The following is a 14,370-nucleotide window of genomic DNA, read 5'->3' on the forward strand; positions in this document are numbered from 1 at the left end:
CAAGCCTTGCTTGAAGCCGCGCATTCGCTGGTTGGCGCAATCCACCTTGTTCATTACCAGAAGCATGGTTATGACCCGCCAAGGATTTGGAAATTGACGCCATTTCAGAACCTTCGCCGGAATTTCGCCAAGGCGGTGATGGAAACATATGCCGTATCGGCGCTGAATTTCGCTGGCTTGATGATCAATACCAATGCGCTCGGTGTGCTCCTTTTTGGGCAGCTGATCGTGATCCAGTCCCTGACCGAACTGTTCAGCGGGATTTTCAGCTTCAATACCTGGCAGTCGCTCAATCGCTTTGGCGCTGACGATCTGGAAAAGGGCAATTATTCGAAGTTGCGGCAACGCTATTTTTTCGCTCTCGGGCTCGATTTTCTAGCAGCATGCACAGCGGCGATATGCGCAATCGTGGCGTTCCTGTTTTTTATCGAAGTCTTCGGTCTTGATAGTGAATTGCGGTGGCTTGGCGTCGTCTATGGATTTAGTGTCGCGTTTCACGCCCGCAGCGCCAGCGTTGGTATCTTCCGCCTTTTGGAACGGTTCGGTATTCCCATCATGTTTACCGTAACCGAAGCTGCGGCCCTTGCGATAAACGCCGCCGTATTGTGGTGGATCGACGCGCCGCTGGAATATTATGTCTATTCCATAGCCTTTATTCAGGTCTTCACTTCGGTAACGCTGTCTGCATGCGGCCTGATCATGGTCGGCCGGATGGAAAAGCGCGGAGGTTACAACGAGGACAAATCATTCCCGAAACGCGAATTCCTGCGCTTCGCCTTTGCGGTTTCCGCGACCGGGACTGTCGGAATAATGCTTAGGAAAGGTGAGGTCCTGTTGATCTCCATGTTGCTCGGCCCTGCTGCCGCCGGGCTGTTCGGCGTGGCATTCCGGGGTGCCTATTTCTTCGCGCGCTTCGCAGACGCCGGAAATGTTTCGGTCTATCCGATCATCGCCAAGATGGCAGTGAGCGGTGAGGTCGCCAAGGCGAAGGATATCGTCATGCGGGCCACCCTCCCCGTTGTGGGCGTCGCGCTAGTGATGTTCACCGCCGCGATCCTGGGGGGTCGCCCGGCACTGGAAATTATCTTCGGTGATGAATTCGGCGCCGCTTATCCAAACTTGCTCTGGCTGGCTGCAGGTACGCTGACAAACGCCTGTTTCTTTGCCGTCATACCACTGATCGACATCGTACTTGGGGCGACGCGAACTTTCGTGTTTTCGATCATCTCGTTCGTATCATTCCTGGTCGCGTCAATTGTCGGTCTTTCAGTTTTCGGATTGCCCGCTGGTGGTGTGGGAACGGCGGCATATTTTGCGACCCTGGCGCTTCTGGCAATTTGGCAGGTTCGCAAGCTGCCATTGATCAAGGCACCAGCTAATTCCCCTGTTCATTAAAGGGCCAAAGAAGCCTGGTTACTGCGATCTCGGCTTGACGCTTTCTGATCTTTTTTGCAGCCGCACCAACCAGCGGAGCGAAAGTATCGCGGAAAACTACATCCGGCTTGGACGCTCGAAGCTGGCAAAAAACGCATCAAGGCGTTAGGTCACGCAATCCAAAGACGTATTCCACTTCAACCGTGTGCCCGAGCGACTTCGACAGACTTGGCCCCTGCACAATGAAACTTGATTATGGCAGCTGAAACAAGTCCAAGCATCCTCGTCGTTCAGTTCGGATCGCGGCGGCAATACGATATGCCGATTGCGCTGGAGCGCGCCGGCATGCTGGAGGCACTGTACACAGATCTAACGGGATCTGCCGGCTTCGGCAAACTAGTTGCTCCGCTTGCGAACCGGTTGGGCGGACGCCTTCGCAAACTGGCGAAACGCCAATTGCCGGAAGACGTCGCGGAAAAAACCGTAAGCTTCCCTTCCTGGACGCTGGAAATGGAACAGGCCGCGCGCTTGGGCAGTTCTGCAGACCGCGCCCGCGCCTATATCGATGCGCACAAGAGTGTTGGCGCAAAAATGGTCCGTAAGGGGCTTGGCGATGCTTCACACCTGCTCGTGATCTTCATGGAGGCGCAGGGCATGCTGACTGCGGCAAAGAAGGCAGGCCTCACCACGATTTCCGACATGGTCATCGCCCTGTCTACAGAACGAATTGTTCGAGAAGAACGGCAACTGCATCCCGGATGGGAGCCGGACGGTTATTACTGGGGCGAGACCCTGACCGCAGTTGATCCCGGCTTCCGCCCAAGCGAAGAAACTCTGGCGATGACCGATATTTTTCTGTGTCCGTCTACTTTTGTCCAGGATGATCTCGTCGAGAATTTTGGTGTGCCGCGTGAAAAGACGCTGCTGCAACCTTACACGACGAATCCGATGTTTCTTGAAATCCAACCCGAGACGCAAAAAGGGCGCATTTTCTTCGCCGGCGAACCGGGTCTTCGCAAGGGCATCCATACGCTTGCCGCAGCTGCCCGCATCCTGCGGGAACGCGGGCGGACATATGAATTCCGCATCGCGGGTCATGCAACCGACACAGTTCGAAATCGTCCGGAAACCAGTGAGTTGAATTTCCTCGGCCGGATCCCGCACGATCAAATGCGCGGCGAGCTTGCAGCGGCAGACGTTTTTGCCTTCCCCAGCATTGCGGAAGGTTCCGCCGGGGTCACCTACGAAGCGATGGGCGCACGCGTTCCAATAGTCACCACGCCCGAAGCTGGCAGCGTGGCGCGCGACGGTGTGGACGGTCTGATTGTACCGCGCGGCGATCCCACTGCCCTTGCCGATGCGATCGAACGCATTGTGGAGAACCGGGATCTGCGCGAAACACTTGCTGCGTCAGCACGGGAAAAAGCGCGGGAATATTCGTGGGACACGTTCTCGGCCCGGCTGCCGGAAGCAATATTGTCGTTCGAAGCTGCCAGGGATGCAGCATCAGCATGACATACATCCTGTTTATCGTCGCATTGTTCATCGGGCTGCGCGGGCTGCTGGAGCCTGCGGGCTACCTTCGCGCGCCCACACTTATGGCACTGGTGTTCCTTATGTGGTTCGCCCCGCAATTGCTCCTCCTCGCGCGGGATCCGATCGTCCCGCGTGATGCAATCGTCGGTCTTGGGTTCATGGCGACCTTGTGCCTGCTGCTTGCTACTGCGGGATGGTACGCAGCTGTAGCCCGTCAGAGAAATCGCGCGCTGGCACATCGGACACCGCCACCGCCAAAATTCAGCGCAATGCAATTGCTGCCCGCGGTCATCGCGCTGACTGTGTTTTCGCTGGGGTCGAACATCGTGCTGGAGCAGATGCGGCCGCAATATGCGGGGGTTTCACAGTGGAGCGGGCCGATCACAATCGTCGCTTTCTTCGCCCAGATGCGCATTCCAGCGCTGGCCGCATCACTGCTGCTGGTGCTTCGTGAACGCAATGCGTTCACCATGATCCTTGCCGGGATCAATCTGCTGATTTGCGTTCAGGTTGCCTTTGTGTTTCTTCGCCGGTCCGAGATGATTGATGTCTTTGTGACGGTTGCCGCCGTGCTCTGGTTTGCCCGACGCATCCGCATCCCGCTTCCTGCTGTTATCACCGGAATGATGCTGTTCGCCGTTGTCGTGTTCTCGATGGCCCCGCTCCGTCAGGCACAGGAAAAAATCATCGCCGAAACCGGGCAGACGGTATCTATTATCAACCCGCAGCTGTGGGTCCGTGTCGACGTGGGCGCTACGCTTCGACGAAATGCAGAAATCGCACATGATGTGCGCAATGCCGCATATCTCGTTCAATATATGAACGATACCGACGATTATACCTATGGCGGTGCACTGTGGAACCGTCTTGTAAACCAATATATTCCGGGACAACTGGTTGGCCGGGAACTCAAAAAGAACCTGATGGCAGGGACAGACCCGATCAACACGGAATACCTTGCCAATCAATACAACTTTTTCTTCAAGACCGGTACAACGCCAACTGGCCCCGGCGCTGCCTATCGCGATTTAGGATACTTTGGCGCATTCTATTTCTTCCTGATGACCTACATTCTTGGTGTCCTTTACTGGAAGGCGATGAATCGCGGATTCTTCTGGCAAGTCGCCTATGTCAGCCTGCTGCCCTATTCGCTTACGGCGATTACCCACGGACATGATTTGTTGTTCGTGAACCTGCCAATCTACGCAGCTGTCATATGGGCGTCTTATGTTGTCGCAAAATGGGCCCGCAACCGGATGACCGGGCAGGCGCAGGTGTATCAGGCGGCCTCACGCAGGCGTTCAAGCGCAAGCCGGTTACCGCCAGTCCACAGAACCGGTCGATAGGATAGCGCTGCATGTCTTTTCTTCTCCGAGCACTTTCGATTGTGCTGCAAAAGCTCATCATGGCGCTGCGCTGGACGTGGTATAATCTGCGCGTATTCATTTGGCATCGCCCTGCCCCGGTCGGCACGCGGTTTTACGGGCCGATCCAATTCAGCCACCTGCCTTGCCGTATAGAGCTTGGCCGGGATTGCGTCTTGGGGGAACACCTGCTGCTTGCTCCGGGACGCAATGCGACGATCGTGCTTGGTGACGGATCGTCCATCAACCGCGGCAGCGTGCTGGTCGCGTCGGAACGTATAACCATCGGAAAACGCGTGGCGATTGCAGAATATGTCTCCATCCGCGATCAGGAACACATCCATGTTCCCGGGATTGGCGTGCGCGACCAGGGCTTTACCGTCGCTCCGGTCGAGATCGGCGATTTCAGCTGGATAGGCCGCAATAGCTATCTTGGGCCCGGCACAAAAATCGGCCGGAATTGCATTGTCGGGGCGAACAGCGTGGTGCGCGGCGAATTTCCCGATGGAGTGCTGATTGCTGGTGCTCCTGCCAAGATCAAGAAATACCTGAACCCTGAAGACGAAGGCCATTTGCCGACACCGCACTCCGCCCAAGAGTCCTGAGATGCGGATAGCAGTCCTGACCCGGCAAATTGGCAATTACCACCATGCCCGCTTTGCCGCCCTAACGGCGTCGGCAGCCGATTTTGCGGTGATCTCTCTTGCGAACGAGGGCACCTTCGAAGGCTTCGTTTCCACGTCGAATACTGATTATGAAGTCCACCGGCTTTACGACAACAAGGCAAGCTATGCTGCCGCAGTTCGGGAAGGCCGGGCAGAGGCCGATGTCAGCAATACGCTGGACACAGTCAAACCGGATGTCGTCGCCCTGCCCGGCTGGGCCTGTGCGGAAAGCTTTGCGGGCCTCAGGTGGGCCTATCGCAACAACGCTGCTGTGGTGATGATGTCTGACAGCCAGGCTACCGATGCAGCGCGCAACACTTGGCGTGAAGCCATCAAGGCCCGCATAATCCGGTACTGCGATGCAGGCTTTGTGGCTGGCGATGCGCACCGCGAATATCTCTCGACGCTGGGCATGAACGAAGACCGGATAACCCGCGGATATGATGTGATAGACAACGCCCACTTCGCCTGCGGTGCCTTGGCAGCCCGCAACAATGCAGCGGCGCTGCGCACATCGAACAACTTGCCGGAAGGGCCCTATTTCCTCGCAAGCAGCCGTTTTATCGTTAAGAAAAATCTGCCTGCTCTTATCGAAGCCTATTCCCGTGTCGCCGCATCGCAAAGCGATTGCCCCGATTTGTGTATTCTGGGTGACGGAGAGCAACGTGAATTGCTCGAAGCGCTTATCAGCAAGCTTGGCATCGCCAACAAGGTTCATCTTCTAGGCTACCGCGCCTATGATGACTTGCCGGCAATTTACGGTCTGGCAGAGGCGTTTATTCATCCGGCACTGCATGAACAGTGGGGGCTGGTCATATCCGAAGCTGGTGCAAGCGGCCTGCCGCTTGCCGTATCGCGAAGCGCGGGTGCAGCGCAGTTGGTGGAAGATGGCGCAAACGGTGTTCTGTTTGATCCGGCAGAACCGGACGAGATAGAAAATGCCATCGCCACTCTCGCGGATTTGTCCGCCCAGCAACGGCGGCAATGGGGAAAGCGTAGCGCCGCCATTATGGATGATTGGGGACCGGAGCGGTTTGTCCGCGGCTTGCACAAGGCATCGCGCCTTGCGATTGACCACGCAGCCAGCCCGGGCAGGCGCAAGTCGATCTTGGCGCCGGACAAGCTGCTGATCCGTTATCTTTCCCGCAAAATCATCATGGATGTCACCTGAGTGCGCCGCGCGAAAGCAACCACATGAACAGCAAACCGATCATGGTCGCGTCGCATCCGCGCTCCGGCACGCATCTTGTGCTTGATACACTGCGCCGGCAGTTTCCGACGGCGCGATCGCAGCGCATGTTCGGCAGGCCGCTGGACCACCTTTATCTGAACATCGAGCGGCTAACATCGGAGTTTCGCCCGTTCTCTGATGAACTGGCGGGGAAAATCCTTTCGGCAGTACCCAATCCGCTGATGAAGACCCACTATCTCGCCGATTTGTCAGAAACGTGGGTGGCAGAGGAAACCGGCAAGCTGGCTGGCAAATGGCGGGAAGCCGTGGCCGGTGCGCATGTGCTGTATGTTCACCGCGACCCGCGCGAAGTCATGGTGTCCTACAAACAATTCCTGTCACCCGACCACGCCGATGTTGCTGACATAACGCTTGGCGCATTTCTGCGCCGTCCACATTGGAACGGTAGAGATACAATGCTGGAATGGTGGGTGCGCCATGTAGAAAGCTGGCTGGCTGTGCCCGGCATAATGCCTTTTGGCTTTCGTGAACTGACAAGCGATCCGCACGCGACATTGGCGGCGATCGGCGCGCATATCGGGCGCACGCCGGATATGCGGGAGCCGTTTCTGCCCAAAAAGCCCAGCTCCATAAATCGCCAGCGGCTGAACCGGCTGCTGTCGCTTGCCCCTTCATCGACAGCAATCATTGCCGACGCCAAACGCTTCCCCGCGCCGAATTGGCATGTCGCCAGTACGGATGATGACGTGTCGTATTTGCAGCAGATCGCCGGTCCGCTGATGGAACGCCTAGGCTATGATCCCGGGGCATACAGCCCCGCTCGCTAGACTGAACCGGGATGATCAATCAGCGCGGCGGAAATCGATCCGGCTCAACATGCCCTCTATCGGGTTGCGCTGTTCAAAAGTGTCAGCACCCAGCATCAGCCAATGGATCGTGCAACCCGCAGCAACGGTAAAGCGCGTTTCTTCCGCCCCTTGCTGCCATTGCGGGTTGGCATCACTGTTGGCACATCGCAGCGCGCTTCGCAGCCGCGCAATCACAGCATCATCGCCCTGTATTTCAAGCACATATTGACCAGGCTCAAGACGAACCAACTGCTGTCCGATAGCCCCGTCGGAATTCCCGGCGACAAAAATCCGGTAGCCGCCCGATCCCGTCACATTGACCGATTTCCGGCCCGTTTTCTCAAAATCCCACCCGATCGGCGCGTAGGATTCGTCGGGAATGTAGGCGAGCCTGCTGGCGCTTTCGCCTGCCAGCCTATCCCACATGGCAAGGGCATCCGCGTGCCGGTTTTGCTGTACGGCGGCCGCCATCAGCAGCTCGTCGCTCTCGGCACTGGTGCCCGTATCGACACGGCTGCGAAGCTCTATGAGGCCCGCGACAGTTTCAGGATTGCGCGGAGCGAAGATCCAGAAATCCTCGGCCCATACAGGGTCTCTGGAAAGTGCCTCTGCCATACTGGAAAGCGTCACAGGTTCAGCAAGAAGCGGCGTCATCGCGGTCACCAGCGGCCCCGCCATGTCAGGGTTGACCAGCGCGAACTGGTCCAGCACCGCAAAGGCATCGTCGATATTCTCGTCGGCCAGCGCATTCTGCATACGCAAGATTCCGACGTACCGATTGCGCTGTTCAAGCTGCCCGGCAAGCTGGACGATTTCTCGCGCTGCCTCTTCACCGCGCTGTTCCTGCGCTTCTACTGCAAGCACGAACAGCGCATCGCTCGCCAACGGTTCCGAAGCGAACGCCATCCGCGCCAAATCGGGACCGGGCTCACGAATGCTGAATTGCGGCACTTCGCCGTCCACGACCTCTCCCGCTTCCAGCCGGGCCAGCGCGAATTTGGCGGTCTGGAAGCCATTCCAGTGCTGTGCCGGCGGGATCGCAAGATTGGCATTCGCCAGTGACTGCAGGCCGACTATCGGCGCCAGCGCCGCAATACCGAGCGCCAGGATAACGCGCGCGAACCGCATGGCTTAACCTTCTGCTGGCCGGGCGACGGCAGGAACCCCGCCCTGCTCACCTTCAGCACCATCTTCGTCACCATCCTTGCGGCCGTATCCGTATCCATAACCATAGCCATAACCATAGCCATAAGATGAATTGCGTTCGTCCAGCTTCGTCACAATCACGCCGAGAACATTGGCATGGCTCTGCTCGAGCCGCGCAAGAGCATTTTCGACGAAGCGCCATTTGCCCGCATTTGCTTCGATCGCAAGCAGGACGGCATTCACCAGGCCGGCGATCAAGGGTGCATCGGCAAGGCCAAGCACTGGCGGGCCATCGATGATCACCAGATCATATTCCTTTTCGACCTCGTCGAGCAGGGTCGAAAAGCGCGAGCCGGACAGCAGTTCTGCCGCAGACGCGCTGTTGCGGCCAGCAGCGATGATATCGAAATTGTCCATATCGGGCGCTTTGAGGAGAACATCGTGCCATGACGCTTCCCCGCGCAGCACCTGGGAGAGGCCCATACTGGATTCAAGCGACAGGTAGGTTCGTAGCACGGAGTTGCGGATATCAGCATCAACAAGCAAGACCCGCTTTTCCTGCCTCGCGGCGATGGAAGCCAGTGCGATTGCGCTGGAACTTTTTCCTTCGCCGGGACGAGAGCTGGTGATCATGATCGATTTCGGCAGGATCCCCTTATTCAGTGCAGCAGCAGAGCTGAGCGCACTGAAATATGCCTCGTAAACGCCGGTATATGGCGTGTTGATTTCCTGAACCAGATCGTCTTCCTCGCTTTTCGGGATGCTGGCGACAACCGGCAGGCCGAGCCGCTCCGAAACTTCGCGAGGATCGCGCAGGCTCTGGTTGAGTTGTTCACGCAGGAACACGACACCCGATGCAGCAAGCAGGCCGATGAACAGCGAAAGTAGCACGTTCTGCGACAGGCTGGGCGACCATGGCCCACCCGGCATGCGGGCGGTATCCACGATGGTGACGTTGTTCTCGCCTACATCGGCGACGCCGATTTCGCGGTAACGCTGTAGCAAGCCGTTATACAGCTCGCGGTTTGTGTCCACTTCGCGCTGGAGTATATTATACTGGACGCTCCGCCCGCGCTGATCCTGGAATTCCGCGCGCAATTCATTCACGCGCGTCTGCAGTTGCCGTTCCCGCGACAGGGCCTGCGTATAGCGGTCGCTAACGCTGCCTTCCGCACGCCGCTGCTCGCGGACGATTTCACTGTCGAGCTGCGCGATTTGCGCGGAAAGCGCTTCGATGGGTGGATATTGATCGGCAAAGCGGGTGCGCAATTCAGCACGCTGGGTCACCAGCGTTGCCCTCTGCCCGCGCAATGCCGCCAATACGCCGAGGTCTTGCTCATCAAGAGACGCGCCGGGCGCGGTTAACGTACTTTGTGCCGCGATACGGTCCGCTGTGGCCTGCGCCAATGCGGCATTGAGGGCCTGCAAATCGCTCGCAACCATCGTCTGGGATGCTGTTTCACCGCTGCCGCCGTCACTGGGCGACTGGATCGTGAAGAGATTGTTGGCCGCACCATACTGGATCAATTCGCGCTCCGCCTCTTCCAGCCTGACGCGCAATTCACTCAGCCGTTCTTCAAGGAACTGGCGTGCCTCGACCGTGGCGCCGAAGCGGCGATCCAGGTTGGAGGAGATGTATTCTTCCGCCCAGGCATTGGCGACCTGCATCGACACCAGCGGATCAGGACTGATGAAGCTGATATCCACCAGCGAAGACCGTTCCACCGGCGTGATGTCGAGATTGGCCAACAAAACCGCAGTAAGCTGACGTTCCGGGTTGTTTTCAGGAAGGCCCGTCAGACCAAAGGCTTCAATGAATCGTTCATCCTGGGCAAGATTCATCTCGCGCACTACACGCTCGGCCAGGGAACGGGCCCGCAATATCTGATACTGCGTCTCATAATATTGCTGGTCACGCATCCGTTCATCAACGGTCACGCCTTCAACACCGACAACCGAATTATCCACCCGGCTGATTTCGAGCCTGGAACTTGCCCGGTACAGCGTGGTTTCCAGCAGCGTGGCGACGATGCCTATGATCAGGCTTGCAGCCACGATCGCCACAATAAGCCAGCGATTGTTCCGCACTGCCTGCATGACCTGTTCGATCATTGGTCCCATCGAAAGGGTCTGCATGCTGGGGTTCATGCCTTCGCGCATGTCGGATGTGTCCTGCACTATGGGCTGGATGCGATTGTTTGCCATCGTTGTTACCTTATCACCCGCTCAAGCAGAACAAGAGGCGTAGCGATCGCTGTTGTCAGCGACAGAATGCTTTCCAGACGGCGGCGTCCCGGTGAATCACCAACGATCACGATATCGCTGGGGTAGATTACAGGGTCGGCGTAATTGCCGCGCTGGATGCCCTCGACGTTGTAAACGCCGATATAACGCTCTTCGCCCACCGTGCGGAACACCAGCACTTCATCCTTGTCGGCATATTCATCCATGCCCCCGCCGATCGCGACAGCTTCCATCAGCGTAATAGGTGCGACGATGGGATAGCGGCCCGGATTGGAGACCTCTCCGCCAATAGTAAACAATCGCTGGCTGCGTTCGGTTATGCGCGTCGAAACATCGGGTTCCAGCACATAGGTGCCACGCAGGCGCGATTCGATTTCAAGCGAAAGCTCTTCCGGACTGCGGCCGGCTGCCTGGACAGTGCCGATAAGCGGGAAATCAATCGAACCCGTTGCTCCGACCTGTACTTCGCGGGTCAGTTCAGGAACGCTGAAAACGTCGATCTGGAGGACATCAAGCGGACGCAGCAGATTGTCCTGCACGTCGGGCAGGAAATCACCCTCGCCAGGCGTGGGCATGGTCGAGTAATCGGCTATCGAGACGCCAGGCGCTCCGCCCATCGGCGGCGGAGAAGCACATGCAGCAAGCAGCGGCAGAACCAGCAGAACAGCGAATTTCCGTAAGTTGAACAATGCGTTACCCTCAGCAACAATTTTGAATTCGCGGAAGCGAAAAGGCCTATGACTTTGGCTGCGAATGCGCAACCTGTAAGGCATCATCCGTCCCCGAAACAGGACGTAGTACCGTCGCGAGACAATAAACCGCAAAGATCATCGCCAGCGGTGTACGAAGCGGATAGTCGACAAGGCTGCCAGCAGCAAAAAGCGCCAGCAGCATCAGGGCCAGCAAGGTCTGCCGCCGGCCGGCAGTGCCGCTACTGCCGGACCGCACCATTTTCACCGCTGCGCGCAATATCAGCACCGCGAACAGAACCAAAATCACCGCGGCAAAGGCACCGCCTTCGATAAAGAACTGGATCCAGTCGTTATGCGCCTGGTTGAGATAGCGCGGCCCCAGCGTCTCTGCCGGCTCGATGGTGCGATAGGCCTGCTCGAAGGCGCCGAAGCCTGCGCCCCATGGCATGTAATCCTGCAACATCTGCCAGAAATAGGGCAGCAACTGCGTCCGCTGCTCTCCCAACGGATCCTGTTCGACAAGGCGCGTGAGCCCCGTCAGGCGGTTCTGCGCAAACAGCATGGCAGCCAGGATTGCCGCACCTGCAACCGGCAGAACGGCATAAAGCAGGCGCAGCGCCACGCTGCCCTTGCCATAGCCATCGCCACTGCGCAGCATGATAAACTGGCGGATCGATGTCAGTGCAAACACCAGCACCAATACCAGCAGGCCGGCGCGAGAAGCGTTCACCAGAATCCCTATGACCAGCAATGCCGCAATCGATGCACCACCGATGCGAAACGGCCAGTCGCTGCCGCCCCATTCTTCCTGCAGACGGTCAATCGCGGCAAGCAGTGCAATCCCGCAGAAAATCGCATTGTGATTGCGATTGGCAAACAAACCAACCGCAGAACCATTGTTGGTAATATCGTAGAAATAGAGATTGTCAGCCGAAGGCAGTGCCAGCTGGACCACACCCAAAAATGCGCTGAACGCTCCGATGCTTACAAATACCCATAACGTCTGGCGCCGTTCAGCCCTGTCCATCCAGGCCAGCAGCGCAAGGGCGGCTGCAGGCACGGCAAGCGAAGCCAGCGAGTTCCAGGTGGCTGCTGGCGAGAAGGTAATCGGCCGCCATATATCCTCCATCCCGGCTGCAACGCCGATACGGTAGATGATGTCGCGTCCGGCAAGATCCTGCCAGATCGAGGGCGGAAGCTTGATCAGCTGCATCACCATCGTAGCGGCCAGAAGGCCAAGCAGAACCATAGGCCATTTGACCGCGCGCAGCCGGTCCGCTGGCATCTTCCAGGCGGCAAATGCCAGCACCAGCACACTGACCACGCGAAGGACCGGCAAGCTTTCGACATCATAGCGCGACGCGCCGCCAAGCAGCGCCACGAAGCTGGCAAAAGCGGCAAATCCCCAGAATGCGCGGCTCATGTCAGCAAACACGTTGCCGGACAGCGGCACCGCGCGCTGGCGCGCCGATTTCTTGCGTGAGCTGGCCATTATTCCCTAATGCTTTCCATCGACGCGGCCGCGCTGGGCCGAATCGCCTTCTTCCTCGACAGCCGATTCACCGGGCGCCATTACGCCGCGGAGGTAGAGCCAGATACGGTAATAGACAACTCCGACTGTGGCCGCGATAACATCCGTTACGAAATCACTCCATTCGCCGTGGCGATGCAGGCTTGTTGTGCCCTGCGCCAACTCAATTCCGCCGCCAAGCATGACCAGCGCGGTCCAGATTGTAACAAGGCGCAATTTCGGAAAGGCTGCCGGCGTCAGCACTCCAAGCACAACAAATGCAACCCCGTGATACCCGGCCCCGCCCAAACCGCCCCAACTGGGCGGGATAAACGCGAACCATAAGGTCGCTGCTATCGCCAGAAACCAGACTAAGCGCATCATCTGAAATTCGTGCCTTTCCCGGCCTGCCGGTTGAATTGTACACGCGGTCCATGTGCCCAGCTTGCTGAACGCGCGATGTTCAATGCTCCTGGCGCGGGTAATCTTCTGCTGCCAAGCGCGTCATCAGGATTGCTGCGCGCTGGGCCTGTCGGATAAAGCTGGCAAGATCGACGCTTTCGCCCTCTGCATGGGCGCCGCTGCCGTTCGGCCCCATTCCCGCCAGCCCGTCTGTGTAGGGCGCTACAAAGCTGATATCGGCAGCCCCGCGAAGCGCTGGCGGAAACTCTGCCATTTGCTCCAGCCCCATATCGGCATTGATCACATTGAGCCGCGCCAGCAGTGCGCGGTTGGCATCCGTGGGCGACATTGGCGGGTAGCGGAAGTTGAAGCTGATCTGCGCATCGGTGCCGGTCAGATTGTTATCGACAATCACCTGCATGGCGGCAGCAACACGCTCTGTCTGCTCCTGCGAAATCGTGCGCAAATCACCGCGCGCAACGGCGCTGTCCGGTATGATATTGGTCTTGCCTATGGTGGTGGCGGAAAGATTGTCCTCGCCCATCTCGGCCGGTGTGCCGCCCGCCATGAAGCCGACATTATAGGTAAGGTTTTCCTCCGGCAATTCGCGGCGGAAGGCATCCAGAATGCGCGTCATTTCATATATCGCGCCATAGCCCGCGCCGTCGGTGAAAATGCGTGAGGAGTGACCGCTTTGGCCGGTGGTATTCAGCGTCCAGTTGTTTGAGGAACGCCGCGCAACAACGCCCATATCGCGCTCCTCCATCACCGCCAGCCCTTCAAACCCCAGCGCAACATCAGCCCATTGGCCCGTTCGGATCAAATGCTCGCGCGATTGCTCGATAGGATAGCCGGCATCCTCCTCGTCCCCGGTCAGCGCGACAACGATATTGGCGCTGTCCAGAGTGCCTGCCGCCTGCATGGCGCGAAGCGCAGAGAGGATCACGATGATCCCGCCCTTGTTGTCATTCACGCCGGGGCCGATGGCGGTATCGCCGTCGCGGATGAACGTCTGGAAGGGCGATGTCGGCTCGAACACCGTGTCGATGTGGCCAATCATCAGGATGCGCGTCGCACCGGGATTGCCCTCATGCCGGGCGAACAGATGGCCTGCGCGATCGACGTGGCTCTGGTCGATAAATTCGGTGGTGAAACCGAGCGCCTCGAATTCAGGGATGAGCAAGTCCGCAACCGCGCGCACGCCTTCGTGGTTGTGCGTGCCGGAATTGATATTCACCATCGCTTCAAGCAATGCGACATCATCCTCGAAGCCCGCTTCCACGGCGGAAGTGATGGCTTGCTCAGGCGGCGCAAGCTGAGCTGCAGCAGGGGCGGAGAGAACAAGGGCGGAAAGGACAAATGCGGCCGGGCCGCGCATATGGTGCATGATCATGCCG

General features: G+C 58.2%; 12 protein-coding genes. 6 read left to right on the forward strand and 6 right to left on the reverse strand.

Features of this window, described 5'->3' with window-relative positions:
• Positions 1-93 precede the first annotated feature (93 nt).
• The 6 genes from AB731_RS08165 to AB731_RS08190 all read left to right on the forward strand — a co-directional run bounded on the left by AB731_RS08165 (position 94) and on the right by AB731_RS08190 (position 6,958).
• Positions 94-1,395: a lipopolysaccharide biosynthesis protein gene (locus AB731_RS08165; protein ID WP_156167411.1), complete on the forward strand. Its 1,302-nt coding sequence runs from the start codon at positions 94-96 to the stop codon at positions 1,393-1,395.
• 234 nt (positions 1,396-1,629) lie between these two features.
• The gene (locus tag AB731_RS08170; protein ID WP_047093531.1) at positions 1,630-2,889 is read left to right on the forward strand and encodes a glycosyltransferase family 4 protein; all 1,260 of its coding nucleotides are present in this window, start codon (positions 1,630-1,632) and stop codon (positions 2,887-2,889) included.
• Positions 2,886-4,256: a hypothetical protein gene (locus AB731_RS08175; protein ID WP_047093530.1), complete on the forward strand. Its 1,371-nt coding sequence runs from the start codon at positions 2,886-2,888 to the stop codon at positions 4,254-4,256. Before AB731_RS08170 ends, AB731_RS08175 begins: the two co-directional genes overlap by 4 nt.
• Positions 4,257-4,267: 11 nt before the next feature.
• Positions 4,268-4,879 carry an acyltransferase gene (locus AB731_RS08180; protein WP_052768985.1) on the forward strand — a complete coding sequence of 204 codons (612 nt, stop codon included), beginning with the start codon at positions 4,268-4,270 and terminating at the stop codon, positions 4,877-4,879.
• A gap of 1 nt (position 4,880) precedes the next feature.
• A complete protein-coding gene (locus tag AB731_RS08185; protein ID WP_047093529.1) occupies positions 4,881-6,110 on the forward strand; it encodes a glycosyltransferase family 4 protein in 1,230 nt (409 codons plus the stop codon).
• 23 nt (positions 6,111-6,133) lie between these two features.
• A complete protein-coding gene (locus tag AB731_RS08190; protein WP_047093528.1) occupies positions 6,134-6,958 on the forward strand; it encodes a sulfotransferase family protein in 825 nt (274 codons plus the stop codon).
• 15 nt (positions 6,959-6,973) lie between these two features.
• On the opposite strand, the gene AB731_RS08195 is transcribed toward AB731_RS08190, so the two are convergent.
• The 6 genes from AB731_RS08195 to AB731_RS08220 form a co-directional block, all read right to left on the reverse strand.
• Positions 6,974-8,107 (reverse strand): hypothetical protein, encoded by a 1,134-nt coding sequence (locus AB731_RS08195; RefSeq protein ID WP_047093527.1) that lies wholly within the window; start codon positions 8,105-8,107, stop codon positions 6,974-6,976.
• 3 nt (positions 8,108-8,110) lie between these two features.
• Positions 8,111-10,330 carry a GumC family protein gene (locus AB731_RS08200; protein ID WP_052768984.1) on the reverse strand — a complete coding sequence of 740 codons (2,220 nt, stop codon included), beginning with the start codon at positions 10,328-10,330 and terminating at the stop codon, positions 8,111-8,113.
• A gap of 5 nt (positions 10,331-10,335) precedes the next feature.
• Positions 10,336-11,058: a polysaccharide biosynthesis/export family protein gene (locus AB731_RS08205; RefSeq protein WP_047093526.1), complete on the reverse strand. Its 723-nt coding sequence runs from the start codon at positions 11,056-11,058 to the stop codon at positions 10,336-10,338.
• Between the two features lie 46 nt (positions 11,059-11,104).
• Complete coding sequence (locus tag AB731_RS08210) at positions 11,105-12,553, reverse strand: O-antigen ligase family protein (protein WP_047093525.1); 1,449 nt, start codon at positions 12,551-12,553, stop codon at positions 11,105-11,107.
• A gap of 6 nt (positions 12,554-12,559) precedes the next feature.
• Positions 12,560-12,955 (reverse strand): hypothetical protein, encoded by a 396-nt coding sequence (locus AB731_RS08215; protein WP_047093524.1) that lies wholly within the window; start codon positions 12,953-12,955, stop codon positions 12,560-12,562.
• A 79-nt stretch (positions 12,956-13,034) separates the two neighbouring features.
• Positions 13,035-14,366 carry a M20/M25/M40 family metallo-hydrolase gene (locus tag AB731_RS08220; RefSeq protein ID WP_231638885.1) on the reverse strand — a complete coding sequence of 444 codons (1,332 nt, stop codon included), beginning with the start codon at positions 14,364-14,366 and terminating at the stop codon, positions 13,035-13,037.
• Between the last annotated feature and the right edge of the window lie 4 nt (positions 14,367-14,370).

Source organism: Aurantiacibacter marinus, from assembly GCF_001021555.1.
Taxonomy (GTDB): Bacteria; Pseudomonadota; Alphaproteobacteria; order Sphingomonadales; family Sphingomonadaceae; genus Alteraurantiacibacter; species Alteraurantiacibacter marinus.

What these genes read in the sequence shown, in the direction of transcription:
- AB731_RS08170 (WP_047093531.1), top strand. Translation starts at nt 1,630, where the DNA reads ATGGCAGCTGAAACAAGTCCAAGCATCCTCGTCGTTCAGTTCGGATCG.
- AB731_RS08175 (WP_047093530.1), top strand. Translation starts at nt 2,886, where the DNA reads ATGACATACATCCTGTTTATCGTCGCATTGTTCATCGGGCTGCGCGGG.
- AB731_RS08180 (WP_052768985.1), top strand. Translation starts at nt 4,268, where the DNA reads ATGTCTTTTCTTCTCCGAGCACTTTCGATTGTGCTGCAAAAGCTCATC.
- AB731_RS08185 (WP_047093529.1), top strand. Translation starts at nt 4,881, where the DNA reads ATGCGGATAGCAGTCCTGACCCGGCAAATTGGCAATTACCACCATGCC.
- AB731_RS08190 (WP_047093528.1), top strand. Translation starts at nt 6,134, where the DNA reads ATGAACAGCAAACCGATCATGGTCGCGTCGCATCCGCGCTCCGGCACG.
- AB731_RS08195 (WP_047093527.1), bottom strand. Translation starts at nt 8,107, where the DNA reads ATGCGGTTCGCGCGCGTTATCCTGGCGCTCGGTATTGCGGCGCTGGCG.
- AB731_RS08200 (WP_052768984.1), bottom strand. Translation starts at nt 10,330, where the DNA reads ATGGCAAACAATCGCATCCAGCCCATAGTGCAGGACACATCCGACATG.
- AB731_RS08210 (WP_047093525.1), bottom strand. Translation starts at nt 12,553, where the DNA reads ATGGCCAGCTCACGCAAGAAATCGGCGCGCCAGCGCGCGGTGCCGCTG.
- AB731_RS08215 (WP_047093524.1), bottom strand. Translation starts at nt 12,955, where the DNA reads ATGATGCGCTTAGTCTGGTTTCTGGCGATAGCAGCGACCTTATGGTTC.
- AB731_RS08220 (WP_231638885.1), bottom strand. Translation starts at nt 14,366, where the DNA reads ATGATCATGCACCATATGCGCGGCCCGGCCGCATTTGTCCTTTCCGCC.